Genomic DNA, 26342 nt, shown 5'->3' on the forward strand with positions numbered 1-26342 from the left:
GGACACGCCTCACAGCTCGATCAGTTCCTGACGCGGCTCCTCGCGCGGCGGCCCGGTACGACGCCGGTCCGCCGCGCCCCGCACCCGCAGGGTCCCGCCGACCCCCGCGGCGAGCCCGCCGGCCGCCCACCACCCGCCGGACCGATCGGATCCGGGCGGCGCGGCCCCCAGCAGCCCCCCGGTCGGCGCGGTCGTAGAGCTCCCGCGACGCCCGGTGCCGGCGGACGTCGTCGTCCTCCACGGCCGGCGCCGGGTCCGTGCGCACCCAGGGCGTGCCGTCCTCGGCCAGGAAGAGCTGGTCCTGTCGCTCGACGGCCACGTCGCCGCCCGGCGCCCTGCTGGTCTGCGGCCGGCCGCCGACCCCGGGCACCGGCTCGGTCCCGTCGAAGACGGTCCCCAGCAGATCCCGGAGCCGGTCGAAGGCGGGGTCGCCGGAGCGCCCCGCCCCGCGGGGCACCGCCGCCCCCCGGAACGACCATCGCCACGTCGGAGGGGGACCGGCCCGCCGCCCACGCCCCGGGCGCCCCGCCCCCGGCGAGCACCGCGGCCCCCGCCACACCCACCGGCCACGCGAGCCGTGCCCGCCCCCGCACTGTGACACGGCACGGAAGAGACCGCGTCCCACCTGTTTCCCACCAGTTCCGGATCGGCCCCCGACACCTGAGAGAATGGTGAACATGGCCAACGACCGACCTCGCGTGCTCTCCGGAATCCAGCCCACGGCAGGCTCGTTCCACCTCGGCAACTACCTCGGCGCCGTCCGCCAGTGGGTGGCCCTGCAGGAGTCCCACGACGCGTTCTACATGGTCGTCGACCTGCACGCGATCACGATCCCGCAGGACCCGAAGGAACTGCGCGCCAACACCCGGCTGGCCGCCGCCCAGCTCCTCGCGGCCGGACTGGACCCGGACCGCTGCACCCTCTTCGTGCAGAGCCACGTCCCCGAGCACGCCCAGCTCGCCTGGATCATGAACTGCCTCACCGGCTTCGGCGAGGCCGGCCGCATGACCCAGTTCAAGGACAAGTCCGCCAAGCAGGGCGCCGACCGGGCCTCCGTCGGCCTGTTCACGTACCCGATCCTCCAGGTCGCCGACATCCTGCTCTACCAGGCCCACGAGGTGCCGGTGGGTGAGGACCAGCGCCAGCACATCGAGCTGACCCGCGACCTCGCCGAGCGGTTCAACGGCCGCTTCGGCCAGACCTTCACGATCCCGAAGCCGTACATCCTCAAGGAGACGGCGAAGATCTACGACCTGCAGGACCCGTCGGTCAAGATGAGCAAGTCGGCGTCCACGCCGAAGGGTCTGATCAATCTGCTCGACGAGCCGAAGGCCACCGCGAAGAAGGTCAAGAGCGCCGTCACCGACACCGACACCGTGATCCGCTACGACGCGGAGAACAAGCCGGGCGTGTCCAACCTGCTCACCATCTACTCCACGCTCACCGGCAAGCCGATCGCCGAGCTCGAGCAGGAGTACGAGGGCAAGATGTACGGCGCGCTCAAGACGGATCTCGCCGAGGTCATGGTCGAGTTCGTGACCCCGTTCCAGGAGCGCACCCACCAGTACCTGGACGACCCGGAGACGCTCGACTCGGTCCTGGCCAAGGGCGCGGAGAAGGCGCGTGCGGTCGCTGCGGAGACGCTCGCGCAGGCGTACGACCGCGTGGGTTTCCTGCCGGCCAAGCACTGAGCGTACGACCGCACACACGTCCGCCGGGCAGAGCGCTGCACATCACTTCCGGCGCGCCTGCCCACAGGACACCCGTGGTCGTACAGTCGAAGTCGACAGTCGACGCCAGAACACCACAGACGAAACACCGGCACGACGACAGGAGACGACGTGGGGACCGTAACGATCGGCGTGTCGATCGCGGTCCCGGAGCCCCACGGCAGCCTGCTCCAGGAGCGGCGCGCGGGCTTCGGCGACGCCGCGGCTCACGGCATCCCCACGCACGTCACGCTGCTGCCGCCGACCGAGGTGGAGCAGGGCGACCTGCCGGCCGTGGAGGCGCACCTCACCGAGGTCGCCGCGGCCGGCCGGCCGTTCCCGATGCGGCTGTGCGGGACCGGCACCTTCCGCCCGCTGTCGCCGGTCGTCTACGTCCGTGTCGTGCAGGGTGCCGACGCGTGCACGTGGCTGCAGCAGCGGGTCCGCGACGCCTCCGGGCCGCTGGCGCGCGAGCTGCAGTTCCCGTACCACCCGCATGTCACGGTCGCGCACGGCATCGACGAGGCGGCGATGGACCGCGCGTTCGAGGAGCTGGCCGGCTTCGAAGCCCAGTGGCCGTGCACCGGCTTCGCGCTCTACGAGCAGGGCGCCGACGGGGTGTGGCGCAAGCTGCGCGAGTACCCCTTCGGCGGATCCGTGGTGCCGCCGCAGGGTACCCACGTGGAGCGCGGCACCATCGCCAGCCGGTAGGCGCTCACAGCGGCAGCCGGCGGAACAGGGCGCGCGGGGTGTGCCGCAGGGCCGCCATCACCAGACGCAGGGCGCCCGGCACCCACACCGTCTCCGAGCCCCGGCGCAGGCCGAGTTCGACGGCCGTGGCGACCGCCTCGGGCGTGGTGGCGAGCGGGCCGGGCGGCAGGCCGGCCGTCCGGCGCGTCCGCACGAATCCGGGGCGTACGACCATCACGTGCACGCCGGTGCCGTACAGCGCGTCGCCGAGGCCCTGGGCGAAGGCGTCGAGCCCCGCCTTGCTGGAGCCGTAGATGAAGTCGGCGCGGCGGGCCCGTTCCCCCGCGACGGAGGAGAGCACCACCAGCGAGCCGTGCCCCTGGGACTGCAGACAGCGCGCGGCCACCAGCCCCGCCGACACCGCTCCCGTGTAGTTGGTCTGGGCGACCCGGACCGCGCGCGCCGGGTCGCGCTCGTCGTGGGCCTGGTCACCGAGGATGCCGAAGGCGAGCAGCACCATGTCGACGGCGCCCTCGGCGAACACCTTCTCCAGCACCGTCTCGTGGGAGTCCACGTCCAGTGCGTCGAAGGCGACGGTGCGCACCTCCGCGCCGAGGGCGCGCAGTTGCCCGGCGGCCCGTTCCAGGGCGGGGGAGGGGCGGCCGGCCAGCCAGACGGTGCGGGCGCGGCGGGCGATCAGCCGGCGGGCGGTGGCCAGCGCGATCTCGGACGTGCCGCCGAGGACGAGCAGGGACCGGGGGAGTGCGGTGGCATCCTTCATGACAGCCGACCGTATCGCCCTAATATGTCCGTCTTGGCGGAGAAACGCGGTGTTGACGCTCTCCGGGAGCGGGCAGAGACCGATCATGGACTGGCTGAAGAGACTGCCCGGGATCGGACCGATCGTCACCCGGCTGATGCTGACGCACGCGTGGCGGTCGTACGAGCGGCTGGACCGGGTGAAGTGGACCAGGCTGGCCGCCGCGATGACCTTCGTCAGCTTCGTGGCGCTCTTCCCGCTGCTGACCGTCGGCGCCGCCACCGCCGCCGCCACCCTCAGCCCCGCCCGGCAGAAGACCGTCGAGCAGAAGATCGCCGCGCAGTTCCCGGGCCTGTCCGACCAGTTGGACATCAGCTCCCTGGTGCAGAACGCCGGCACCGTCGGGGTCATCGCCGGCGCCGTGCTGCTGTTCACCGGCATCGGCTGGGTCGGCCAGGTGCGGGACTGTCTGCGCGCGGTCTGGGAGCTGCCCGACCGGGAGGAGAACCCGCTCCTCACCAAGGCCAAGGACGCCGGCATCCTGCTCGGCCTCGGCGGCGCCCTGCTGGTGACGCTCGCCGCCTCCACCCTCGCCTCGGCCGCCGTGGGCCGGCTGTCCCGGCTGCTGGGTCTGGCCGAGCACGGCTGGGGCAGCGCGCTGCTGCAGGTCGCCGCGTTCGCCGTCGCCGTGCTCGCCGACTTCCTGGTCCTGCTCTACGTGCTCACGCTGCTGCCCGGCGTCGAACCGCCGCGCCACCGCCTGCTGGTGGCCGCGCTGACCGGCGCGGTCGGCTTCGAACTGCTGAAGCTGCTGCTCAGCGGCTACATCCAGGGAGTCGCCGCGAAAAGCATGTACGGCGCGTTCGGCGTCCCCGTGGCGCTGCTGCTGTGGATCAACTTCACCACGAAACTCGTGCTGTTCTGCGCCTCCTGGACGGCGACGGGAAGCAAGCTGACGGAGCTGGGCGAGGCCGGTGTCAGGGACGCGTCCGACGGCGCATCAGATCCGGCAGCGGCCAACGGCGGTTGACCAGGAAGGCCGCGCCCGCGAGCAGCACCAGCAGCCCCCCGGAGACGGCCAGCGCGGTCCCCATGCCGCCGGACCCGCGTCCGGCGGTCGCGCTCGCCACCGGCTTCGACCCCGACCCGCCGGTCCCCTGCGCCGCCTGGACCTGGGACGACGAGGGCGTGGGGCTGGGCTGCGCACTGGGGGCCGCCGCGTTCTTCGGCGGGACCAGCTCACCGACCGGCGTGACCTTGCCGGCCGCCTGGAACCCCCAGTCGAACAGCTTCGCGGTCTCCTTGTAGACCTCGTTGTGCGCGTGGTTCTCCGGGTTCATCACCGTGACCAGCAGCACCTTGCCACCCCGTTCGGCGACCCCGGTGAAGGTGGCGCCCGCGTTCGTGGTGTTGCCGTTCTTCACCCCGGCGATGCCCTGGTAGACGGGCACGTCGGTGTCGCCACTGAGCAGCCGGTTGGTGTTGCGGATCTCGCGGGAGCCGAACGTGGCGGTCACCGTCGAGCAGTAGTCGCGGAAGTCCTTCTTCTGCAGCCCCGAGCGGGCGAACAGCGTCAGGTCGTACGCCGACGACACCTGTTTCGGCGCGTCGTAGCCGTCGGGGCTGACCACCTGCGTGTCCAGGGCCTGCAGCTCCTCGGCGTGGGCCTGCATGTCCTTGACGGTCTGGTCGACACCGCCGTTCATCGAGGACAGCACGTGCACGGCGTCGTTGCCGGAGCGCAGGAAGACGCCGAGCCACAGGTCGTGGACGGAGTAGGTGTGGCCCGCCTTGACCCCGACCACGCTGGAGCCGGCGCCCATGCCCGCGAGGTCGGTCGGCACCACCTTGTGCTCGGTCGCCTTCGGGAACCTCGGCAGCAGGGTGTCCGCGAACAGCATCTTCAGGGTGCTCGCCGGGGGCAGCGGCCAGTGGGCGTTGTGCGCGGCGAGGATGTCGCCGCTCTCGGCGTCCGAGACGATCCAGGAGCGGGCGGTCAGGCCCTCGGGCAGCACGGGGACACCGGCCGCCAGGTTCACCTGCGTCCCGGGCTGCCCGAGCCGGGCACCGCCGATCTGCGACATCCGCACCGGGGGCGTGGCGGTCGGAGTCGGGCTCGGGCTCGTCGACGCGGTGGGGGCGGCGAGGGCCGCGGGGGCGAGGGCGGACAGGGTCAGCAGGGTGGCGGAGGTGACCAGCAGGGATCGCCGGACGGTCTTCTGGGGCGCGGGCACGGTCGGAAACGTACCTGCCACGCGGCGCGAAGTCCCGCGACCCCCACCCCGGACGCGGAAGCCGGTACCGACGGGCGATACTGACCGTATGAAGCTCAGCCGCCCGGTCTCCTGGTTCCTGCTCGCCTTCGGGGTGTGGAGCTGGTTCATCTGGGTCACTTTCGTCAAGAACCTGATCAAGGACGGCAGCGGACTGGCCTTCGACAACGGCCACCCGACCGCGTACTTCTGGGTGCACCTGGCGCTGGCGGTCGTTTCCTTCGTATTGGGGACGGTCATCGGGGTCATCGGGTTGCGCGGACTGCGCGCACTGCGCCGGACGTCATAGCGGGGGCCCGGGCGCGTGGGCGTCGTCCTCCTTCTCGTCGCACTGGCCGTACTCGCCGTGCTCGCGCTCGGGCACTGGTACCTGTGGCGCCGCCTGGTCCGTGACACCACCCGGAACCCCGGCCCGGCCCGCCGCGCCGGCACCGCCCTCTTCGTCGCCGCCCCCGTCCTGATGATCGCGGCCCTGGCGGCCGAACGCGCGGGCGCCCCCTTCTGGCTGCAGCGCACCCTGGCCTGGCCGGGCTACCTCTGGATGGCCCTGGTCCTGTACCTCTTCCTGGCAGTGGCGGCCGGCGAAGTCGTACGCCCCCTGCTGCACCGCGCCCTCGAGCGCCGCGCCAGGTCACGGCCGGCCGACGCGCCCGCCGGACCGCCCCCGGCCGGCCGGACCGCCCCGACGAGCGAACCCGCCGAAGCCGCCGGGCCGGCCACCGCCGCGGACTCCGCCGCCACCGGTGAGCCCGCCGGGCCGGCGCCCGCCGCTCCCGCGGCAGCGGCACCGCAGGGCCGGCCCGGGTCCGCCGCACCGGTCCCGGCCGCCCCCACGCCTCCGGCCGGAATCCCCGCCCACGGCACCGGCTCCGCCGCGGCACCGGCCGCCGGCCAGGCGTCCCCGACCGGGAACCCGCCCGCCCCACGCCCGGCCCCCACCCGCCGTCTCTTCGTCTCCCGGGTCGTCGGGGGTGCTGCTGCCGCCGCCGCTGTGGCCACCGTCGGGCAGGGGACCTACGGGGTGCTGCGCGGCCCCGAAGTGAAGCGGGTCACCGTGGCGCTGTCGAAGCTGCCGCGCGCCGCGCACGGATTTCGGATCGCCGTCGTCAGCGACATCCACCTGGGGCCGGTCCTCGGAAGGGGCTTCGCGCAGCGGGTCGTCGACACCGTCAATGCCACGCAGCCGGACCTGATCGCGGTCGTGGGCGATCTGGTGGACGGAAGCGTCAAGGACCTCGGGCCGGCCGCGGAGCCGCTCGCACAGCTCAGGGCGCGGCACGGGGCGTACTTCGTCACCGGCAACCACGAGTACTTCTCCGGCGCCGAGCAGTGGGTCGAGGAGGTCCGCACCCTCGGCCTGCACCCGCTGGAGAACGCCCGCACCGAACTGCCGTACTTCGACCTCGCCGGGGTCAACGACCTGCAGGGCGAGAGCGAGGGCCAGGGACCGGACTTCGGGCGGGCGCTCGGCGACCGGGATCCGAGGCGCGCCTGTGTGCTCCTCGCCCACCAGCCCGTGCAGATCCACGAGGCGGTGCGCCACGGAGTCGACCTGCAGCTCTCCGGCCACACCCACGGCGGCCAGCTCTGGCCCGGGAACCTCGTCGCGGCCGCCGCCAACCCCACCGTGGCCGGTCTCGACCGCTACGGCGACACCCAGCTCTACGTCACCCGGGGCGCCGGCGCCTGGGGCCCGCCCACGCGCGTAGGCGCGCCGTCGGACGTGACGGTGATCCAGTTGGCCGCCACGCGCGCCTGAGGCGGCCCCGCTCTTCCCCTGTGAAGCGGTTGTGAAACTCTCCGGAACAACGCCTCGGTAAGTTCTTTCCCATTCGGTCGGATTCCTCTTCCCCCGGGTGAAACCAGTGTGATTAGGTGAGCCGCTGCCACTAGGGGAGTGGCCGCTTTTTTGTGCTGGGCCAGGGGTAGGGCCTTGGCGGGCCTGGGGAGGGCACCACCATGCGATCTGTTCGCATGCGCATTCTTGTGACGCTGCTCGTACTCGCCGTCGTCGGAATCGGCGGCTGGCAGTTGCTGCCGTCGAAGGACGACAAGAACCGGACCATCACGGTCGGTACGACGGACGCCGTCACCTCACTGGACCCGGCCGGCGCCTATGACGCCGGTTCCTGGGCCCTGTTCAGCAACGTGTTCCAGACACTGCTCACCTTCGAGCCGTCCGGTGTCGAACCGGTCCCGGACGCGGCGAAGAGCTGCTCCTTCGAGGGCGCCGGCCTGCGCACGTACCAGTGCACGCTCCGCGACGACATCACGTTCCCGAGCGGCCGCAGGATGACCGCACAGGACGTGAAGTTCTCCTTCGACCGGGTCAAGAAGATCAACTCTCCGGTCGGTCCGGCGTCCCTGCTCTCCACCCTCGGCTCGGTGACCGCCGACAACGCCACGACGGTGACCTTCCATCTGTCGTCCCCGGACGCCACCTTCCCGCAGAAGGTCGCCACCGGCGCCGGGTCGATCGTCGACAAGGACAAGTACCCGGCCACCGCCCTGCGCACCGGCACCGGCGCCGACGGCACCGGCCCGTACACGCTGAGCACGTACACCAAGGACCAGAAGGCCGTCCTCGCGCCCAACACGGCGTACAAGGGCTACCTCAAGGAGACCGGCCGCCCCGTCGAGCTGCGCTACTACGCCGACTCGCAGAAGCTCGACGACGCCTGGAAGGCCAAGCAGGTCGACGTGGCCACCCGCACGCTGCCGCCGGACGTGCTCGCGCAGCTCAACCCGAGCGACCCCAACGAGCGGGTCACCGAGTCCGACAGCTCCGAGACCCGCAACCTCTACCTCAACACCCGCGCCGGCTCCCCGCTGCACGACGTGCGCGTGCGCCGCGCGATGGCCTGGCTGATCAACCGCGAGAAGCTGGCCGCCACGGTGTACGACGGCACGGTCGACCCGCTGTACTCGCTGATCCCGGCCGGCATCACCGGCCACACCACGTCCTTCTTCGACAGCTACCCGACGCAGAGCACCAGCAAGGCCCGGGAGCTGCTCACCCAGGCCGGGGTGACCCTGCCCGTGCGCTTCACCTTCGGCTACGGCAGGAACCGGGGCGCCGGTGAGCAGGAGGCCGCGGCGCTGAAGCAGCAGCTGGAGGCGGGCGGCCTGTTCAAGGTGGACGTCCGGGGCTACGAGTGGACCGACTTCCAGAAGCGCTGGGCCGCCGGGAAGATGGACGCCTGGGCGGTCGGCTGGGTGGCCGACTACCCGGACCCGGACACCTTCGGCTCCCCGCTCGTCGGCACCGGCTCCACCATGAGCACCGGCTACAGCAACAAGGCCGTCGACCACCTCATCCAGGACAGCCGGCACTATGCCGACCGCTCCCGCGCCGCCAACGACTTCCGTGCGATCCAGGGGGACGTGGCCGCCGACGTGCCGCTGCTCCCGCTGTGGCAGCGCAAGGAGTACGTGGTCAGCACCGAGGACGTCGGCGGCGGCCAGTACCTGACGGACGGCACGGGCGTGTTCCGCCTGTGGCGTCTGGAGTGGATCTGACCGGCGCGACGCGACCGGCGCGGCCGGGCGATCAGTCCCCGGCCGCCCGCTTGCCCGGGTCGGGCAGGGCCTTCGTCATGCCGGGCAGGAAGTCCGTGAACAGCTCGTGGACCTCCAGCACCAGGGGCCGGAGCACCCGGAACCGGGCCAGCGCCACACCGCGTGCGGTCAGCCGGGCGCCGCGCCGCGCGAGCCGGTAGCTGCGCTCGCGTCCCTCGGTCCGGTCGAAGATCCAGTACAGCACCAGCCCCATCTGGGACAGCCACATCAACTCCGGCAGCACCTCCCGCAGTTCGGGCGCCACCTTGGACTTCGAGCCGGCCAGCACCTCCCGGTGCACGCTGATGGCCTGCTCCCGGGCGTGCTCGCTCTCCGGCGAGAAGGGGCTGAGCGGGCTGTCCGGGTCGGCGGCGTTCTTGAAGAACTGCACCGCGAACTCGTGGTACGGCCGCGCGATGTCCAGCCACGCCGTGAGCACCCCGGCGATCCGTGCCTCCAGGTCCGTCTCCCGCTCCAGGACCTCCCGGACCGCCACCTGGTGCTCGGCGGCGATCCGGTCGTAGAAGCCCTGGATCAGGTGCTCCTTGCCCTCGAAGTAGTAGTAGGCGTTGCCGACGGAGACCCCGGCCTCCTTGGCGATGGCCCGCATGGTGGTCTTGTCGTAGCCGCGCTCCTGGAACAGCCGCATCGCGGTCTCCAGGATCAGCGCGCGGGTCTGCTCCGACTTGGTCTGGGGGCCGGCCGCTTCGGGGCCGTCGTTCTTCACGGGCACGGTAGAAAAGCCTAACGAGTGCCACAGGTCCCGTCGGCGCAGGAGGGCGGTTCGTAACGCCAGCCCTGGGCCGGGTGATAGACCCACCCGTCGCCCCGCCGATAGGCCTGCCCGCCCCACTGCGTCCCGCGCCACTGCGTCCCGCGCCACTTCGCCGCCGCCAATACCGCGCCCCGGGCCAGCCGGGCCCCGGCCGGGGTGCTCAACCGATGGGCGAGCGGACGGTGTTCGCGCAGGGCCCACAGGACGACGATCCAGGCACGCGAGCCCTGGTAGACCTGCCCGGCGTCACCGACCACGGTGACCTCGTCCAGCGTGGCCCCGTGATCGAGTCCGGGGAACCGGGCCCGGGCCTCGGGCGACCCCGCGGGCACCAGCTCCAGCGGCACCAGCTGTCGCTGCCGTACGAGCCAGTCGCGCAGGTGGGTGCAGAGGGAGCACTCTGCGTCGTAGAGGACGGTGAGCCGGCGGACCGGAGCGCTCACGGCGCCCCGGTCCTCGGTGGCTGTCACGGCGCTCACGCCCCGACCGTCGGCGGCATCCAGCCCTGCGGGGCCACCGGGGGCTGCTGCTCCTGCTCCATGATCCCGCGCCGCCGGATCTTGTTGAGCACGTACACGTTGCCCAGGTGCATCACGCCCAGCACCAGCAGGACCACACCGAGCTTGGTCGACAGTGCCTCGAAGATCCCGCGGGTGTCGGTGATCGTGTCGTCACCGCTCAGGTAGAGGGCCACGAATCCGAGGTTGACGAGGTAGAAGCCGACCACCAGCAGGTGGTTGACGGCGTCGGCGAGCTTCTCGTTGCCGTGCAGCACGTCGGCGAGGAAGATCCGGCCGTTGCGGCTGAGCGTGCGGGCCACCCAGATGGTCAGCGCGATGCTGACCACCAGGTAGATGACGTAGGCGATGACGGTACGGTCCATGCCCCACCCCTCCTTGAACGCGTTCAAAAACGCTGACAGGGATGACTGTAGCGCTGCTTTTGAACATGTTCAACTCAAGGGTCCGGGGTCAGCTTCTGCGGCCCAGCTCCGGCCGCTTGCCGTAGTCCGTGAAGCCGAGCACGTTCCCCCAGGGGTCGGCGATCTCCACGGTCCAGCCGGTCGCCCCGGGGGACACCTCGTCGAGCGGTGGGATCCCGGCGGCGGCCAGCTCGCGCGCCGCCACCCGCGCGTCCGGCACCTCCAGCCAGACCCGCGGCGAGGGCCAGGGGGGACTCCGGTGCCCCAGCTGCTCCTCCACCCGCAGCAGGATCCCGGGTGTCTCGCCCCCGACCTTCAGCAGCGCGATACCGAGCTCGTCCAGCCGGAACCCGACCGTGAACCCGGCGCGCTCGTAGAAGCCGACGGCCTCCGCGAGGTCGCCGACGGGGAGCAGTACGTTGTCGAATCCGAGCAGCTCGTACGACTCTTCGTCTGACATGTCGTCAGATTAGAGCGGGGTCGCGCCGGGGCGGCTCAAGCGCGCCGCAACACGCCCCCGACAACGCCCGAGGGCCCCGTTCCCAGGGGGAACGGGGCCCTCGAAGAGGTGCCGCGGGACGGACCTCAGTAGCGGCGCGTGATCAGCGCACGCTTCACTTCCTGGATCGCCTTGGTGACCTCGATACCGCGCGGGCAGGCGTCCGTGCAGTTGAAGGTCGTGCGGCAGCGCCACACGCCGTCGCGGTCGTTGAGGATCTCCAGGCGCTGCTCGCCCGCCTCGTCACGGCTGTCGAAGATGAAGCGGTGGGCGTTCACGATCGCGGCCGGACCGAAGTACTGGCCGTCGTTCCAGAACACCGGGCAGGACGACGTGCACGCGGCGCACAGGATGCACTTGGTGGTGTCGTCGAAGCGCTCGCGGTCCTCGGCGGACTGCAGCCGCTCCCGCGTCGGCTCGTTGGTGTCCTTGGTGACCAGGAACGGCATGACGTCCCGGTACGCCTGGAAGAACGGCTCCATGTCCACGACCAGGTCCTTCAGGACCGTCAGGCCCTTGATGGGCTCGACCGTGATCGGCTTCTCGGGGTTGATGTCCTTGATCAGCGTCTTGCAGGCAAGGCGGTTCTTGCCGTTGATCCGCATCGCGTCCGAGCCGCAGATGCCGTGGGCGCACGAGCGGCGGAAGGTGAGGGTGCCGTCGATGTCCCACTTGATCTTGTGGAGGCCGTCGAGGACACGCTCCTTCGGGTCGATCTCCAGCTGGAAGTCTTCCCAGGTCGCCTCGGCCGAGACCTCCGGGTTGAACCGGCGGACCCGGAAGGTGACGGTGATGTAGGGGGAGTCGGCGAAGCCGGGCTCGGGCTGGCCGGCCGCCTCTTCCTTGTCCAGAACGGGGGTAGCCATCAGTACTTACGCTCCATCGGCTGGTAGCGGGTCTGGACGACCGGCTTGTAGTCGAGACGGACGGTTTCCGAGCCGTCGGCGCCCACCTCGCGGTACGCCATGGTGTGGCGCATGAAGTTGACGTCGTCGCGGTTCGGGTAGTCCTCGCGGTAGTGACCGCCGCGGGACTCCTTGCGGGCCAGGGCCGAGACGGCCATGACCTCGGCCAGGTCGAGCAGGTTGCCCAGCTCGATCGCCTCGAGGAGGTCCGTGTTGAACCGCTTGCCCTTGTCCTGGATCGCCACGTTCTTGTAGCGCTCGCGCAGCTCGGCGATCTTCTCGACGGCCGTCTTGATCGTCTGCTCGGTGCGGAACACCATGACGTTGGCGTCCATGGTCTCCTGCAGCTCGCGCCGCAGGGTCGCCACCCGCTCGCTGCCGGTGGACTCGCGCAGCCGCTCGATCTGCTCGACGACGAACGACGCCGGGTTCTCCGGCAGCTCGACGAAGTCCGCCTTGTGGGAGTACTCGGCGGCGGCGATGCCGGCCCGGCGGCCGAAGACGTTGATGTCCAGCAGCGAGTTGGTGCCCAGGCGGTTGGCGCCGTGCACGGAGACACAGGCGACCTCGCCGGCCGCGTACAGGCCCGGGACGACGGTGGTGTTGTCCGCCAGGACCTCACCCTCGACGTTCGTCGGGATGCCGCCCATCGCGTAGTGCGCGGTCGGCTGGATCGGGATCGGGTCCGTGTACGGCTCGATGCCGAGGTAGGTCCGCGCGAACTCGGTGATGTCCGGCAGCTTGGCGTCGAGCTGCTCCGGCGGCAGGTGGGTGAGGTCCAGGTAGACGTGGTCGCCCTCGGGACCGCAGCCGCGGCCCTCGCGGATCTCCGTGTAGATGGACCGGGACACGACGTCACGGGACGCCAGGTCCTTCATGACGGGAGCGTACTTCTCCATGAAGCGCTCGCCGTCCTTGTTGCGCAGGATGCCGCCCTCGCCGCGGGCGCCCTCGGTGAGCAGGATGCCCATGCGCCAGATGCCGGTCGGGTGGAACTGGAAGAACTCCATGTCCTCCAGCGGCAGGCCCCGGCGGTAGACGGCGGCCTGGCCGTCACCGGTGAGGGTGTGCGCGTTGGAGGTCACCTTGAAGAACTTGCCGCAGCCGCCGGAGGCGTAGATGACGGCCTTCGCCTGGAAGACGTGGATCTCACCGGTGGCCAGCTCGTACGCCACCACACCGGCCGACTTCTTGACGCCGTCGACCTCGGTGATCAGCTGGTCCAGGACGTAGAACTCGTTGAAGAACTCCACGCCCTCCTTGACGCAGTTCTGGTACAGCGTCTGGAGGATCATGTGGCCGGTGCGGTCCGCGGCGTAGCAGGACCGGCGGACCGGGGCCTCGCCGTGGTTGCGGCTGTGACCGCCGAAGCGGCGCTGGTCGATGGTGCCGTTCGGGGTCCGGTTGAACGGCAGGCCCATCTTCTCCAGGTCGAGGACCGCGTCGATGGCCTCCTTCGCCAGGATCTCGGCGGCGTCCTGGTCGACCAGGTAGTCACCGCCCTTGACCGTGTCGAAGGTGTGCCACTCCCAGTTGTCCTCCTCCACGTTCGCCAGCGCGGCGGCCATGCCGCCCTGCGCGGCGCCCGTGTGGGAGCGGGTGGGGTAGAGCTTGGTCAGCACGGCGGTGCGGCTGCGCTTCGTCGCCTCGATGGCCGCGCGCATGCCCGCGCCACCGGCGCCGACAATGACGGTGTCGTACTTGTGGATCTTCATAGTTCTCGCAGCCCCGTGCCTAGCGGATGTTCGGGTCGAAGGTGAAGATCACCAGCGTGCCCAGCAGGATGGTCCACACCGTGGCGGTGTACAGCAGGGCCTTCAGCCACATACGCGAGGCGGGACGCTCCGCGTAGTCGTTGATGACCGTGCGCAGGCCGTTGGCGCCGTGCAGCATGGCGAGCCACAGCATCAGCAGGTCCCAGACCTGCCACCAGGGGGACGCCCAGCGGCCGGCCACGAAGGCGAAGCCGATCTTGGACACGCCGCCGTCCAGCACGAGCTGGATCAGCAGGTGGCCGATGACCAGGAGCACCAGCACGATGCCGGACAGCCGCATGAACAGCCACGCCGCCAGCTCGAAGTTGCCCCGGGTCGACCGCGGGGTCTTCTTGGTGCGCTTGCGCGGCGCCTCGATCAGCGGGGCCGGGTTGTCGGCGCCGTAGACCGGAGCGCCCTCGACGGGGCCGACTCCGGAGGCGGTGGTTTCAGTGGTCGACATCGGCGTCAGCTCCCAAAGACGACACGGAAGGCGTGGCCGAGGACCGGGTAGACCGCCCCAGCCATCAGGACGACCCAGACACCCATCACGGTCCAGAACATCTGCTTCTGGTAGCGCGGGCCCTTCGACCAGAAGTCGACGGCGATGACGCGCAGGCCGTTGAGGGCGTGGAAGAGGATGGCGGCGACGAGGCCGTATTCCAGCACGGCGACGATCGGCGTCTTGTACGTGGCTACGACCTTGTCGTAGTCCTCGGGGGAGACACGGACGAGTGCGGTGTCCAGCACGTGAACGAACAGGAAGAAGAAGATGAGGACGCCGGTGACTCGGTGAGCCACCCAGGACCACATTCCTTCCCGGCCGCGGTACAGCGTTCCAGCCGGCACGGAAGAACCCTCCGGGAGCGGGGACTAGGGCCGCGCCGGCTTCGGTGTCGGTCGGGCCCGGCCGGGTACGGTCCACCGGCCCCCAGCATCGTATCCGTGCGGTTCGGCGAGGCTTACGGGGGGCCTACTTGTGTGATCAAAGTGGCACCGGGGTGGGCTAACGAGGGTCCTGCCGGGCGCCGGGTGCGGGCGCGTGGGGGCCGGCCGCGCTCCGCGGCGGTGCCGCAGATGGGCACTGCTCCGCGCCCCCCAGGGCGTCTGCGAGTCGCCTCTTCGCAAGGCGCCGGAGTTCCTCCGCCGCTATGACCCGCTCCTCCTCCGGATCGTTTGCCAATCGTGACCGGATCGCCTCCAGGATGCGGTCGATGGACTCGCCCGGCGGAGTGTCGCCCAGATAGATGACGAACGTGTGTCCGAATCGGGACTCGTAGGCCGCGAGGGCCGCGCTCAGGGCCATGTGGGCCGCCGAGTAGGTGTCCGCGGGCAGCTCCGGAAGGGGCTCACCCGCCAGGGCATCGGCCAGATCGGGGACCGACAGGTCGTACGCCGCCTCGTCCGCCGCCGCCAGGACGGACTCGACGTCCGGGTAGGGGCGGTGCGCGGCGACGCGGCGCGACCAGCGCGGGCTGCGCAGGCAGTGCAGGAGGAGCGCGCCGGCCTCGTCGGCGGGTGCGGCGTTGAAGGCGTCCAGCGGCTTGGGGAGGCAGGGCAGACGATGGGCGGGCAGCGTGGGTCCTCGCGTCACATGGGGCGTGGCAGGGGGTCCTGTGAAAAGTGTGTCGTCACGTTATCGAGAGTGGTCACTGTGTGTCCGACGGATGCCCGAATTTCACTCGGACGGGAGAGTTTGAGGATGCCTCGGTGACGAATGCACCGCCGATCGGACGTACGTTGGCTGGGTGAGCCAGCACAGGCGCCGGGCCTCGGCGCAGCACCTGAGGCGGAAGCAGGCGGTGGTCGCCACCGCGTTCGTGGGGACCGTCGCGCTCGGCGTGGGCGTCGGCGTGTGGGCCTCGGCGGACGGTGGCGGCTCGAGACCGGCCGGGAGTGCGGCGCGGGCGTCCTCGCCCCCCGCCGAGGCGTCCAGGGCCGCGTCCCGCCCCGCCGCCGCCTCGAGCAGCCCCGCTCCGAGCCGGTCGTATCCGCTCTCACAGGCGCCGCGCACGATACCCGCGGTGCGCTCCCACACCGCGGCGCGCGGTCCCGGCTGGCGGCCGCGGCACGGCGAGCGGGTGGTGGTGAGCGATCCGCGGCTGGCCGACGAGGGGCGGCTGGTGGCCGGCGAGCTGGGGCTCGCCTACGCGGGCCGGAAGAACGACACGCGGGCCGGGGACGTGCGGCTCGCGCTCGGCGGGGGCGGCAACCCGGAGTCGTACACCATGACCGTGCGCGGCGGCCGGGTGGACATCAGCGGGCCGGCCGACGCGGGGGTGTTCTACGGCACCCGGACCCTCAAGCAGGAGGTCCACGGCGGCGGCACGGCACCGGAGGGCGTCGTGCGCGACCAGCCCGCCAAGCCGGTGCGCGGCTTCATGCTGGACATCGCCCGCAAGCCGTTCAGCGCGTCCTGGATCGAGGACCGGATACGCGAACTGGGGGACCTGAAGTTCAACGAGCTGGGGCTGCACTTCTCCGACGACCAGGCGTTCCGCATCGAGTCCAGCAGCCACCCCGAGATCGTCTCCAAGGACCATCTGTCCAAGGCCCAGGTCAAGCAGATCGTGGACCTCGCCGCGAGCCGGCACATCACCGTCGTGCCCGAGATCGACTCGCCCGGCCACCTCGGCGCGGTCCTCGCCGCCCACCCCGAGCTGCAGCTGCGCAACGCGAGCGGGGTCGCCACCCGCGGCGCGATCGACATCTCCGAGCCGGCCTCCGCCAAGCTGCTCGACGACCTGCTGAACGAGTACGCCGGGCTCTTCACCGGCAGTCAGTGGCATCTGGGCGGCGACGAGTACCAGGCACTCACCGTGCGCGACCCGCAGGCCTCCTATCCCCAGCTCGCGGCCGCCGCCCGGCAGAAGTACGGCTCCGGCGGCACCGTCGCCGACCTCGCCACCGGCTGGCTGAACGACCGCGCCGCCACCGTCCGCGCCCACGGCAGGACCCTGCGGGCGTGGAACGACGGCTTCTTCCGGGGCACGTCCGTGCAGCCCGCCAAGGATCTCCAGGTCGCCTACTGGACCGGCAAGGAGATCGGCGCCCGGCAGCCGGTGGAGTACCTGAGCGCGGGGCGCAAGGTGCTCAACTACAACGACGAGTTCCTGTACTACGTGCTCGGGCAGCCGCAGACCTTCGTCTACCCGACAGGACAGCGGATCTACGAGCAGTGGACCCCGCGCGTGCTGCGCGGCACGACCGCCGTCCCGGCCCGCTACGACAGCCAGATCCTCGGCGGTTCGTTCGCGGTGTGGTGCGACTTCCCGAACGCGCAGACCGAGGCCCAGGTCGCGGCCGGCATCCGGATGCCGCTGCGGGCCACCGTGCAGAAGCTGTGGGACCCGGGCGCCCCGGCGCTGTCCTGGGACCGGTTCACGGCGCTGGCGGCCCGGCTGGGCTGAGTCCTCGCGGGGCACGGTATCTTCCGCGTGCCACATCACACGGGTCACGGGGGGACTGTCATGTCCGGCACACGCTTGCGCTCACCGCTTCTGCTCGGGCAGATCACCGTCGCGGTGCTGGGACTGGTCGCGGTCATGGATCTGCTCGCGATCGGGGCGGGCCTCGGTGTCCACCGCGTGGCGGACGACCTCGCGGCGAGCGCCGGCGCCTTCGGCGCGGAACGCTCCGGGCGCGCCTCCCGGGCCGACTTCCTGTACTCGGCGGCCGGAGTGGGCCAGGGCGTGATGGGGCTGGGCTGCGCGGTGGTGTTCGTGCTCTGGCTCTACCGGGTGCGGGTCAACGCCGAGGTCTTCCGCCCGGACGGGCACAGCAAGGCGCGCGCCTGGGTGGTCGCCGGGTGGGTGGTGCCGCTCGCGAACTTCTGGTACCCGCGCCGGGTGGTCCTGGACATCTGGGACGCCAGCGGCCCCGACGGTACCCGCCCGCGGCACGGGCTGATCAACCTCTGGTGGGCGCTGTGGCTCGTCTCCACGGGCGTGGGCCGGCTCATGACGGAGCTCTACGACTCGGCGACCACCGCCGCGGAGTTCCGTCAGGCGGCGGTGCAGGTGATGGCCGCGGACGCGGTCGACCTCGCGGCCGCCGGCCTGGCGATCCGCCTCGTCGTCCGGCTGACCCGCATGCAGGAGCAGAAGGCACTCACCCAGCCCGTTCTCGCCCCGGGCCTTGGCTGAAAACCCACTGCTGTGACACCCTCGGCCCGTTGCACGCAGTAAGGGGAAGTGCGGGCTCCGTAAAGGTGTGCCCGGCGAGGGAGGGTTCGATGAGCCTGGTGGAACGGATCGCGCAGGCCGACGAACGTGCGCTGGCCGCCGGTGGGCTGGCTTGTTTGGATCGGTGCGTGCCACTGCTGGGCGGTGACGACGAGGTGCTGCGCCCCCTGTGGGCGAGCCTGGCCGACGGCACCGACTGGAGCGCCGGTCTGGAGAAGGCGCGCGGCGCTCTCGGCCCGGCGCAGTCCGGTGAGCCGGGCGAGTCCGGTGAGGACGAGGCCGCCCTGCTGGCCCGCCGCATGCTGGACGAGGCCCCGGCCGAGCGCACCGCCGACGCCGTGCGCGCCTGGGCCGACGCCTGCTCCCTCGCCTCCCTGCGGGTCCACCGCCTCCTCGACCCGGCCGCCTCACCCGAGGACGACCTCGAGGCCGGGCGGACGGGCGGCACCGCGCACCTCCCCCCGCTCGTCGCCGCCGAACTGCGGCGCCAGAGCGTCGTCCTGGAACTCCTCGCCGAGCACGGCGCGAACGGCCTGCGCCGCGCCCTGGACGTCTCGGTCGAGGGTCGCCGGGTGCTGCGCGCGGTGGTCTCCCGCCGGGCCCGCGGACGGGGCTGACCGGAGTCAAACCCGTTGTCCTGGGCGGGTACGGTGACCGTCCTGCGGGGGCGGTGGGGCGGTCCTGCGCGGGTTGCGGAAACGGCCCGGATCGGCGTGACGCGAGCTCCGCCCGGTCCGCTTTTCCCTATGTGACAGCGCACTACCTGACAGCACAGCAGGAGACCAGGCCGCACGCCGCCACCAAGCCCGTGCGGTGGGCCGCCGACGCGGTGGCGACCCTGCGCGAGGGCGCGCGGGTGCGGCTCGACTACTCGGCGCAGAGCCTGTGGCGGGTGGACCGGATGATCGACGAGATACGGCGCGAGGAGCCGCCGCTCGCGGCCGTCGAGAGCGTGCTGCGCGGCCTCGGGGCCTACGCCGGCGAGGTCGTCGTCCGCCAGACCGGCGCCGAGTGGTGGGCGACCGGCGGCGACCACTGGGTCCGCACCCCCGACGGCCGCCTGTGGGACCCCATCGACGAGGCCCGCCGGTGCTTCGCCGGCCACGGCTCGCTGCGCCTGCTGTGCCGGGACGCGAGCGCCGGCCGCTGACACGCGAACCGGCCGGGACCCGCACGAGCGGGCCCCGGCCGGAGGGCGGACCGACCTACGGGGTCACGGCGTCAGGGTGGTGCCCAGGCCCGCGTCCGTCGGCGTGCCGAGGGCGCTCCTGCTGAGCACCGTCGTCTGGGAGTACCCCAGCCCCGAGCTGTTGCTCGGCAGGTACATCAGGATGCCGTCGCCGCCGTCCTCGCCGGCCACGCCGAACGTCAGGTCGGCCCGGCCGTACCCGGACAGGTCGGTCAGCGACACCGACGTACCGAACGCGTCGCCGCTCTCGGTGCCGCCCGGCACGCCCGAGGTGTCCTGCGAGACGGCCACGGCACCGCTGCCGGTCGGGCCGGTCGAGCTGCCCTTGATCAGCAGCGCCGAGCCCGCGTTGCCGCGGCTCACCCCGTCCCGGGTGATGTCCTCGCCCGGCAGACCCGTGAGCAGGTCCGGGTAGCCGTCGCCGTCGTAGTCGCCCACGGAGACCGAGGCGCCCATGGCGTCGCCGGACTCGGCGGCGCCCGGGACCCCGCTGGTGTCCTGGTGGATCGTCCGCATGCCGGTGGTGGTGAACCCGGTGGACGAGCCGCGGACCAGAGTGACCTGGCCGCCCGCGTGGGCGCCCGACTCGGCGGTGTACGGCTGCCCGATCGCGATGTCGTCGTAGCCGTCGGCGTCGAAGTCGCCCGCGGCCACCGACCGGCCGCCCTTGACCGAGATGACGCCCGCCTTGGTCAGCCCGCTCGCCGAGCCCGCGAACCGCACGACGCGCCCGATGCCGCCGCTGTCCCGGTAGTTCAGGGCCACGTCGGTGTAGCCGTCCCGGTTGAAGTCACCGGTCGCCGCGTCCAGGTGGGCCACGGAACCGGTGGACGAGGTCAGCGTGCCGGAGGTGGTGGCGCCGCCGGTCAGCCGCGCGTTCCAGTTGCCGCCGCGGCCGGTACCGGCCGAGAAGACGTCCGCCCTGCCGTCGCCGTCGAAGTCGCCGACCGCGACCGCCGAGCCGAGCTTGGCGCCGGTCGCCGTCACGCTGCCGGACGTGGTGTACGAGTACCCGGAGTCCAGGCCCGGCCCGTACAGGACCGTCACCGCGCCCCGGTCGGCGTGGCCGCTGGTGTCGTCCTCGCCGGGCGCGCCGATCGCGAGGTCGGCGTAGCCGTCGCCGTTGACGTCGCCCCAGGCGGTCGCGGCACCGAACTGGTCACCGGACTCGTTGGAACCGGGCACGCCCGGGCTGCTCTGGGTGAGCGTCACCTTCTTCGCGCTCACCGGCCCGTCGACGCCGCCCGGCACGACCGTCACCGAGTTGGCCTTCGGGGTGCCGGCCACCAGGTCCGCCAGCCCGTCCCGGTCGTGGTCCGAGGTGGGCAGGGCGTGCGAGATGCCCGGCGTCCTGGCGAGCGTGGCGATCAGGGACAGCTTCGGGTACAGGTACCGGCCCGGGCACGCGGTGGCGTTGGTGTCCCGGTGCCCGAACACCCGCGGCAGCGTGATCTGCTGGCCCTGGTCCACCAGGTTGCCGTCCTGGCCCTTCGGGCTGCCGGAGGTCAGCGTGACCTTGCCGGTCGGGTCGACGCCGTACATCCCGAACTTCCACGCCACGATCCGCGCGATCGAGTCGAGCGCGGCACGGCTGGGCTTGGCGGTCTCGAAGTTGCCGATGTACGAGATGCCGACCGTGTTCGTGTTGAACCCGATGTCGTGCGCGCCGACCACCGGCAGGTCCATGCCGCCGCTGCGGCCCTCGAAGATCTGGCCGCAGCGGTCGACGACGAAGTTGTAGCCGATGTCGTAGTAGCCGCGGGAGAAGTGCTCCTGCTGGATGGTGCGCATCCGGGCCCGGGAGTCGGCGCACGACACGGTGTTGTCGCTGTCGACACCGGTGTGGTGGATGACGGCCGCCTTGATCTCGGTGCCGTAGCTCGGCGTGCCGTCGTAGTCCGTGGAGGCGCCCCACTCGGCCTGCGTGATGACCGGCGGCTTGGCGACCGTGGAGGGCCGGGGAGCGGGGACGGTGCTGGACGGGGAGGGCGAGACGGAGTCGGACGGGGACGCGGAGTCCGAGGGCGACTCGGAGCCCGACGGCGACTCGGAGGCGGACGGGGACGGGGAGGGGGAGTCCGCCGGCGCCGGGGGGTCCGAGGGCGACGCGGAGCCGGTGGCCGGTGCCGTCGTGTCCGCCGCGAACGCGGCCGGCTGCGGGCTGCCCGCCGGGTCCGTGCCCGGGTCGAGCAGCTTGACGTCCATGCCGGCCGGCTGGCCGCCCGCCTCGGTGCCGTCCGCCTTCACCAGGCGCACCTGGACGCCGTCGGAGTCGCCGGTCCACAGCGAGGCGGTGCCGCCCCGGGGGTCACCCGCGCGCTTCGCCTCCGCGCCGTCGGCCTGGTACGGGTCGTCCGGCAGCTTCTGCCAGCCGGACCACGTGCCGGTCTCCCGGTCCCGGGTCCGCACCTCGGGCGTGCCCTTGGCCTCGGCCTGGGCGTCGTCCCAGGTCAGCAGCAGGGCGCTGAACCGGTCGGTGCCCGTCTTCGCCAGACCCTTGCGGCCCGAGCCCCGGTTCGCCAGCTTCAGCGTGTGCACGGACGGCTTGCGGGCCGCGCCCCTGCCGTCCTGGTGGCCCGGATCCGCGAACGCGTAGGTGACGACTCCGGCCCCGCCCAGCACGACGGCGCCGAGCGTGAGCCACGCCCGGCGCTTGAGACTGAACGGTTTGTACGCATGGGTCCTGCGAGGACTCAACTGTCCCACCCCTAAACAATCAACACGACGGCCCCACCTGCCACACAGGCGGCACTTGTACAGCGCATCGACTTTGCGAAGCGTCACCCGCCCCGACCGGCGGGCGGTCCGGCCGGTCCGCCGGCGCTGTGACACTTCTGTGCGACCTGGCGCTGTTGACCTTGGAGGGCGTGGCACGACAGGAGTGTGTCGCCCGGTGCGGGATGCGCCACACGGGTGGCTACGAACTCGGCTGAACGAGGACAGTCTTGGGCCAGGGAGGAGACCCCCGTCGCCTGCAGGCGCGCGACGGGGAGCTGGGCGCGGCCGTCGCGCGGGCCCAGGCCGGTGACGAGACCGCGTTCGCGGTGGCCTACCGGATCGTGCAGCCGGGGCTGCTCGGCTATCTGCGCGGCCTCGTCGGCGACGACGCCGAGGACGTGGCCTCCGACGCCTGGCTGGAGATAGCCCGCGACCTCGGACGCTTCAAGGGCGACGGGGCCGGCTTCCGCGGCTGGACCGCGACCATCGCCCGGCACCGGGCCCTGGACCACCTGCGCAGACAGCGGGTACGGCCCCGGGGCGCGGCGCTCGAACAGGACGTCCTGGAACTGCCCGGCCCGCACAGCACCTACGAGCAGGCACTGGAGTCGCTCTCCACCGAGCGCGCCCTGGACCTGGTCCGCTCGCTGCCCACCGACCAGGCGGAGGCCGTGCTGCTCCGGGTCGTGGTCGGCCTCGACGGCCCCGCCGCCGCCCGTGTCCTCGGCAAGCGGCCCGGCGCGGTGCGTACGGCAGCGCACCGGGGACTGAAACGGCTCGCCCGCCGGCTGGGCGTCCCGGACGCGGCCGACGCGGGTGTGACGGATGACGGCCCCAGGACGCTGGGGGAGTCGAAGTGAACGGTGACGGCCCTGGGCCGTATGGATCCGGGAGAACGGATCCAGGAGGAACGGGAACGGACATGGGTGAACGGCAGAGCGACTACGGGACGCCCGGTCGCCGGCGTGTGCACCCTGACGGCCCCGCACTGACGGCGCGCGGTTTCGAGGCCCGGCTCGGGGCCGCCATCCGCGGGGCCGTGGCCGCCGACGTGATCGGAGCCGAGGCCGAGCAGCGTGCCCTGGCCGCCTTCCGGGAGGCGCGGGACTCGGGGGCGCACCGGAGGGCGCGGACCCGGCGCCGCGACGACTGGCGTCCTCGGGCGTCCCGGCGTGCACGGCTGCCGGTGCGGGCCACCCTCTCCGTGCTGCTGGCGAGCCTCACGCTGGGCGGCGCGGTCGCCGTCGCCGCGATCGGCTCCTCCGGGTCCGCCCCGCACGGCCCCCGCTCCACCGCGCCGGCCGTCCGTCCCCCGGCAGCGGCACCCGGCACGGACGCCGCCTCGCCGGACGGCACCGCCTCCGGTCCCTCCTCCGCCCCGCCGGACCGCCCGGACACCGCCCAGGACTCCCTCGCCCACTGCCGCGCCTACGAGCACGTGAAGAACCGCGGCCAGGCCCTCGACTCCACCGCCTGGCAGCGGCTCGTGACCGCCGCCGGCGGCGAGGGAAAGGTCGCCGCCTACTGCGCCGCCCGGCTGGCGCAGGCGGGCACCCGCGACGGCGGCGACACGAGCGGGAACCAGGGAAGGAGCGACAGCGCTCCGGGCAGCGGCGCCAAGGGCGCCGGCAGTGGCGGGAACGGCGCCTCCGGCGGCTCCGCGTCCACCGGCAACGGCACCTCCGCGTCCCACGCGAAGAAGTGACCCGGCTCACGCGCCGGTTGCCGTAGGGCAACGGCCGGGGCCGCCACCCCCCACAGGAGAGGCCCCGGCCGTCGCGCGTCCGGGCCGCGCGCGGCCCGTACTTTCCTCAGCGCCTGGAGTGCGTTTTCTGTCACACCCCGGCCGCTCGCATCCTCACCCTGCGCACATCCGAACCCGGTCACGAGTTAGTTGCATCTTCTACAGACATGGACGAGTAGCGGTTTCACGCCGTAACGTGCCTTTCGCGCCGATCCGGAGACAGGCGTAAGGGAGTGCGGTGCTGGGGGACGACGCGGAGCTGACCACCGCGGTGCGTGCGGCACAGGACGGAGATGAGACCGCGTTCCGTACTGTGTACCGATCGGTGCACCCGAGGCTGCTCGGATACGTGCGCACGCTCGTCGGTGACGCCGACGCCGAGGACGTCACGTCCGAGGCATGGCTGCAGATCGCCCGGGACCTCGACCGGTTCAGCGGCGACGCCGACCGGTTCCGCGGCTGGGCCGCCCGGATCGCCCGCAACCGCGCCCTGGACCACATACGGATGCGCGGCCGCCGCCCCGCGATCGGCGGCGACGAGACGGAACTGACCGGCCGGGCCGCCGAGTCCGACACCGCCGGCGAGGCCATCGAGGCCCTGACCACCGGGCACACCCTCTCCCTCATCGCGCGCCTCCCGCAGGACCAGGCGGAGGCGGTCGTCCTGCGCGTGGTGGTCGGCCTCGACGCCAAGTCCGCAGCCGAGACCCTCGGCAAACGCGCGGGCGCCGTCCGGACCGCCGCGCACCGCGGTCTGAAGCGGCTCGCGGAGCTGCTCGGCGAGGATCCGGAATCGGCCGGCGTGCTGGACGCGCTGCCTCCCCAGCGAGAACCGCGCGGTCGAACGGTGTCGTCCGCAACTGTGACGCATACGCGTGCGCGGACGCAGAAGGACATGTGATGGCCGACGAGCACTACAAGTGGCTTAACCGGGAAACGGCGGAACGTCTGCTGCGCGGTGAGTCACTGGAAGCCGTCGACGCCGCAGCCCGTGACCAGGCGGAACGGCTCGCCGAGGCGCTGGGCGCGCTCTCCGCGCAGGCGGCTCCCGCGCCCGGTGAACTCCCGGGTGAGCAGGGCGCGCTGGCCGCGTTCCGCAAGGCCCGCGAGGCGGCCGAGGCGGAGCGCACCGCCGCAGCCTTCGGTGCCGGCACCCCCGCGAGCCGGACCGGCGCGTCCGCGCGCGGCACCGACGCCGGACTGGTCCGCATCGGCGCCCCGGGCCGTACCGGAATCCGTTCCCGGCGCCCGCGCTGGGCCCGCCCGGTGCGGCTCGCGCTCGCCGCGGCGCTGGCCGCGGGCACGCTCGGCGGGGTCGCCATGGCCGCCGGCGGCGTGTTGCCGCTGCCGTTCCACGACGAGCGCCCCGGGCCGGCCGCCTCCGTCTCCGCCGACCGGACGTCCGCCCCTCCGCTCGCCTCGCCCTCGCCGCGGGCCCCTCAGGGCCTCACTCCCGGCACCGGCGCGTCCGACGCCGGCCCCGGCGGATCGCCGGGCGGCGATCCCTCCGGTCACGCCCCCGGCACCGACCGGGGCGCCACGCCAGGCTCCGGCGCCTCCGCCGGGACCCCGGGTGCCTGGTGGCAGGAGGCCACCGCCGCCTGCCGCGACATCCGGGACGGCAAGGAGCTGGGCGGCGACCGCCGGCGAGCCCTGGAGGGCCTGGCGGGCGGCTCCACTCGGGTCACCACGTACTGCAAGTCCGTCCTCGCGGGCCAGTACACCGCCGGCGGCCAGGACGGCAACGGCAAGGGCGGCGACAAGGGCACGGGCGGCCAGGACAAGAACGGCGGCGGCAAGGACAAGGGGGAGGGGAACGGCCAGGGCGGCGACGACGAGAGCCACCGAGGCCACGGCAGGGACCGCGGCCACGGCTCCGGCTCCGGCTCCGGCGGCCACGGCTCCGACGGCCACGGCTCCGACGGCCACCGCCGAGGCGGCCTGGCTTCCCCCACTCCCACCCCCTTCACCCCGACCCCCGGCAAGGCAGCCGGCGCCCCCACCCCGTCCCCGAGCCCGTCATACACGGCACTCTGACCCGACCCCGCCGCCCTCCGGGCCCCCGGCCGCACGCCCGCGCCCGCGTGCTCGGAGCCTGCCGCCACGCCCGCGCCGGAACCCGCCGGCCGCACTCCGACGCCGGCGCATGTCCGCGCCGGACCCGTCGTGACCGCGCGTTGCATCGCCCGCCCGCCCGAGCCCGAGCCTGCGCTGACCACGCTCGCGGCCCGCGCACACGCACCGCCCGATCCCGTCGTCCGCCACGGGGCTGCGCCTGCTCGCGCCGCACCCCGTCGTGGACCGCACGGTGAGCCGCCGGGCGCACACCCATGGCAAGCACCTCGTGCGCTGCCCCTCGAGCCCGGCGTGCGCCCGCGGACGGAGTGGTCGTGCGCCGGGCTTCGAGCCTCGCGTACGGCCCTGCCCGCTGCCCCTCTGACCTGCGGTTTCGTAAGGGGGGAAAATTTTTCCGGGGGAGGTGTGACGTTTCCGGGGGTCGCGACGCAGTACTGAGTGAGCCGACTGGTCATCGGCCGTCGCACTGAGCCGGGGTTCCCCCCGTACCCACGGCTCGTGCACCCGGCGCGGGGGGGGGGGGGGGGGGCCACCCCCCCCCCCCCCCCCCCCCCCCCCCCCCCCCCCCCCCCCCCCCCACCCCCCA

General features: G+C 72.6%; 26 protein-coding genes. 14 read left to right on the forward strand and 12 right to left on the reverse strand.

Going from position 1 to position 26342, the window contains the following annotated elements:
* The first annotated feature begins 677 nt into the window (after nt 1–677).
* Both trpS and ACZ404_RS22120 read left to right on the forward strand, forming a co-directional pair.
* A complete protein-coding gene (trpS, locus tag ACZ404_RS22115; RefSeq protein WP_468442391.1) occupies nt 678–1691 on the forward strand; it encodes a tryptophan--tRNA ligase in 1014 nt (337 codons plus the stop codon).
* 150 nt (nt 1692–1841) lie between these two features.
* On the forward strand, nt 1842–2420 hold the full coding sequence (locus ACZ404_RS22120) for a 2'-5' RNA ligase family protein (RefSeq protein ID WP_468442393.1): 579 nt from the start codon (nt 1842–1844) through the stop codon (nt 2418–2420).
* Nucleotides 2421–2424: 4 nt separating this feature from the next.
* On the opposite strand, the gene ACZ404_RS22125 is transcribed toward ACZ404_RS22120, so the two are convergent.
* Nucleotides 2425–3180 carry a decaprenylphospho-beta-D-erythro-pentofuranosid-2-ulose 2-reductase gene (locus ACZ404_RS22125; RefSeq protein WP_468442395.1) on the reverse strand — a complete coding sequence of 252 codons (756 nt, stop codon included), beginning with the start codon at nt 3178–3180 and terminating at the stop codon, nt 2425–2427.
* Nucleotides 3181–3265: 85 nt separating this feature from the next.
* On the opposite strand from ACZ404_RS22125, the gene ACZ404_RS22130 reads away from it, so the two are divergent.
* A complete protein-coding gene (locus tag ACZ404_RS22130; RefSeq protein WP_468442397.1) occupies nt 3266–4189 on the forward strand; it encodes a YihY/virulence factor BrkB family protein in 924 nt (307 codons plus the stop codon).
* Here ACZ404_RS22130 and ACZ404_RS22135 read toward each other — a convergent pair.
* Nucleotides 4137–5393, reverse strand: coding sequence for a D-alanyl-D-alanine carboxypeptidase family protein (locus ACZ404_RS22135; RefSeq protein WP_468442399.1), 1257 nt, complete (start codon nt 5391–5393; stop codon nt 4137–4139). The two genes, ACZ404_RS22130 and ACZ404_RS22135, sit on opposite strands and share 53 nt — an antisense overlap.
* Nucleotides 5394–5481: 88 nt before the next feature.
* Between ACZ404_RS22135 and ACZ404_RS22140 the strand changes: the two genes are divergently transcribed.
* The 3 genes from ACZ404_RS22140 to ACZ404_RS22150 all read left to right on the forward strand — a co-directional run bounded on the left by ACZ404_RS22140 (nt 5482) and on the right by ACZ404_RS22150 (nt 8951).
* On the forward strand, nt 5482–5721 hold the full coding sequence (locus tag ACZ404_RS22140) for an SCO4848 family membrane protein (protein ID WP_468442401.1): 240 nt from the start codon (nt 5482–5484) through the stop codon (nt 5719–5721).
* Nucleotides 5722–5736: 15 nt separating this feature from the next.
* Entirely contained in the window at nt 5737–7191 is a 1455-nt protein-coding gene (locus ACZ404_RS22145) for a metallophosphoesterase (protein ID WP_468442403.1), read from the forward strand.
* Between the two features lie 200 nt (nt 7192–7391).
* On the forward strand, nt 7392–8951 hold the full coding sequence (locus tag ACZ404_RS22150; protein WP_468442405.1) for an ABC transporter substrate-binding protein: 1560 nt from the start codon (nt 7392–7394) through the stop codon (nt 8949–8951).
* 31 nt (nt 8952–8982) lie between these two features.
* On the opposite strand, the gene ACZ404_RS22155 is transcribed toward ACZ404_RS22150, so the two are convergent.
* From ACZ404_RS22155 to ACZ404_RS22195, 9 genes are all read right to left on the reverse strand, one after another.
* Nucleotides 8983–9723, reverse strand: a complete 741-nt coding sequence (locus ACZ404_RS22155) for a TetR/AcrR family transcriptional regulator (RefSeq protein ID WP_468442407.1) — start codon at nt 9721–9723, stop codon at nt 8983–8985.
* 11 nt (nt 9724–9734) lie between these two features.
* Complete coding sequence (locus ACZ404_RS22160; RefSeq protein WP_468442409.1) at nt 9735–10244, reverse strand: thiol-disulfide oxidoreductase DCC family protein; 510 nt, start codon at nt 10242–10244, stop codon at nt 9735–9737.
* Nucleotides 10241–10648 carry a hypothetical protein gene (locus ACZ404_RS22165; RefSeq protein WP_468442411.1) on the reverse strand — a complete coding sequence of 136 codons (408 nt, stop codon included), beginning with the start codon at nt 10646–10648 and terminating at the stop codon, nt 10241–10243. The genes ACZ404_RS22160 and ACZ404_RS22165 overlap by 4 nt, the downstream gene beginning before the upstream one ends.
* Nucleotides 10649–10736: 88 nt before the next feature.
* A complete protein-coding gene (locus tag ACZ404_RS22170) occupies nt 10737–11147 on the reverse strand; it encodes a VOC family protein (RefSeq protein WP_468442413.1) in 411 nt (136 codons plus the stop codon).
* Between the two features lie 125 nt (nt 11148–11272).
* A complete protein-coding gene (locus ACZ404_RS22175) occupies nt 11273–12052 on the reverse strand; it encodes a succinate dehydrogenase iron-sulfur subunit (protein ID WP_468442415.1) in 780 nt (259 codons plus the stop codon).
* Nucleotides 12052–13806, reverse strand: coding sequence for a succinate dehydrogenase flavoprotein subunit (gene sdhA / locus ACZ404_RS22180; RefSeq protein WP_468442417.1), 1755 nt, complete (start codon nt 13804–13806; stop codon nt 12052–12054). Before sdhA ends, ACZ404_RS22175 begins: the two co-directional genes overlap by 1 nt.
* 19 nt (nt 13807–13825) lie before the next feature.
* Nucleotides 13826–14308 (reverse strand): succinate dehydrogenase hydrophobic membrane anchor subunit, encoded by a 483-nt coding sequence (locus ACZ404_RS22185; protein WP_468442419.1) that lies wholly within the window; start codon nt 14306–14308, stop codon nt 13826–13828.
* Between the two features lie 5 nt (nt 14309–14313).
* Nucleotides 14314–14694, reverse strand: coding sequence for a succinate dehydrogenase, cytochrome b556 subunit (gene sdhC / locus ACZ404_RS22190; RefSeq protein ID WP_468442421.1), 381 nt, complete (start codon nt 14692–14694; stop codon nt 14314–14316).
* A 157-nt stretch (nt 14695–14851) separates the two neighbouring features.
* Nucleotides 14852–15439 (reverse strand): 2-oxo-4-hydroxy-4-carboxy-5-ureidoimidazoline decarboxylase, encoded by a 588-nt coding sequence (locus tag ACZ404_RS22195; RefSeq protein WP_468442423.1) that lies wholly within the window; start codon nt 15437–15439, stop codon nt 14852–14854.
* Between the two features lie 154 nt (nt 15440–15593).
* On the opposite strand from ACZ404_RS22195, the gene ACZ404_RS22200 reads away from it, so the two are divergent.
* The 4 genes from ACZ404_RS22200 (at nt 15594) to ACZ404_RS22215 (ending at nt 19179) form a co-directional block, all read left to right on the forward strand.
* Nucleotides 15594–17255, forward strand: coding sequence for a beta-N-acetylhexosaminidase (locus ACZ404_RS22200; RefSeq protein WP_468442425.1), 1662 nt, complete (start codon nt 15594–15596; stop codon nt 17253–17255).
* A 60-nt stretch (nt 17256–17315) separates the two neighbouring features.
* On the forward strand, nt 17316–17990 hold the full coding sequence (locus ACZ404_RS22205) for a DUF4328 domain-containing protein (protein WP_468442427.1): 675 nt from the start codon (nt 17316–17318) through the stop codon (nt 17988–17990).
* A gap of 89 nt (nt 17991–18079) precedes the next feature.
* Nucleotides 18080–18646: a hypothetical protein gene (locus ACZ404_RS22210; RefSeq protein WP_468442429.1), complete on the forward strand. Its 567-nt coding sequence runs from the start codon at nt 18080–18082 to the stop codon at nt 18644–18646.
* Between the two features lie 146 nt (nt 18647–18792).
* A complete protein-coding gene (locus ACZ404_RS22215; protein WP_468442647.1) occupies nt 18793–19179 on the forward strand; it encodes a hypothetical protein in 387 nt (128 codons plus the stop codon).
* A 63-nt stretch (nt 19180–19242) separates the two neighbouring features.
* Here the strand turns inward: ACZ404_RS22215 and ACZ404_RS22220 are convergent, their stop codons facing one another.
* Nucleotides 19243–21915: an FG-GAP-like repeat-containing protein gene (locus ACZ404_RS22220; protein WP_468442431.1), complete on the reverse strand. Its 2673-nt coding sequence runs from the start codon at nt 21913–21915 to the stop codon at nt 19243–19245.
* Between the two features lie 248 nt (nt 21916–22163).
* On the opposite strand from ACZ404_RS22220, the gene ACZ404_RS22225 reads away from it, so the two are divergent.
* The 4 genes from ACZ404_RS22225 (at nt 22164) to ACZ404_RS22240 (ending at nt 25717) form a co-directional block, all read left to right on the forward strand.
* Complete coding sequence (locus tag ACZ404_RS22225) at nt 22164–22796, forward strand: RNA polymerase sigma factor (RefSeq protein WP_468442433.1); 633 nt, start codon at nt 22164–22166, stop codon at nt 22794–22796.
* 62 nt (nt 22797–22858) lie between these two features.
* On the forward strand, nt 22859–23641 hold the full coding sequence (locus ACZ404_RS22230; RefSeq protein WP_468442435.1) for a hypothetical protein: 783 nt from the start codon (nt 22859–22861) through the stop codon (nt 23639–23641).
* Between the two features lie 277 nt (nt 23642–23918).
* Nucleotides 23919–24581 carry an RNA polymerase sigma factor gene (locus tag ACZ404_RS22235; RefSeq protein WP_468442437.1) on the forward strand — a complete coding sequence of 221 codons (663 nt, stop codon included), beginning with the start codon at nt 23919–23921 and terminating at the stop codon, nt 24579–24581.
* The gene (locus ACZ404_RS22240; protein ID WP_468442439.1) at nt 24581–25717 is read left to right on the forward strand and encodes a hypothetical protein; all 1137 of its coding nucleotides are present in this window, start codon (nt 24581–24583) and stop codon (nt 25715–25717) included. Before ACZ404_RS22235 ends, ACZ404_RS22240 begins: the two co-directional genes overlap by 1 nt.
* The last annotated feature ends 625 nt before the right edge of the window (nt 25718–26342 follow it).

This window comes from Streptomyces sp. NPDC030798, from assembly GCF_055572275.1.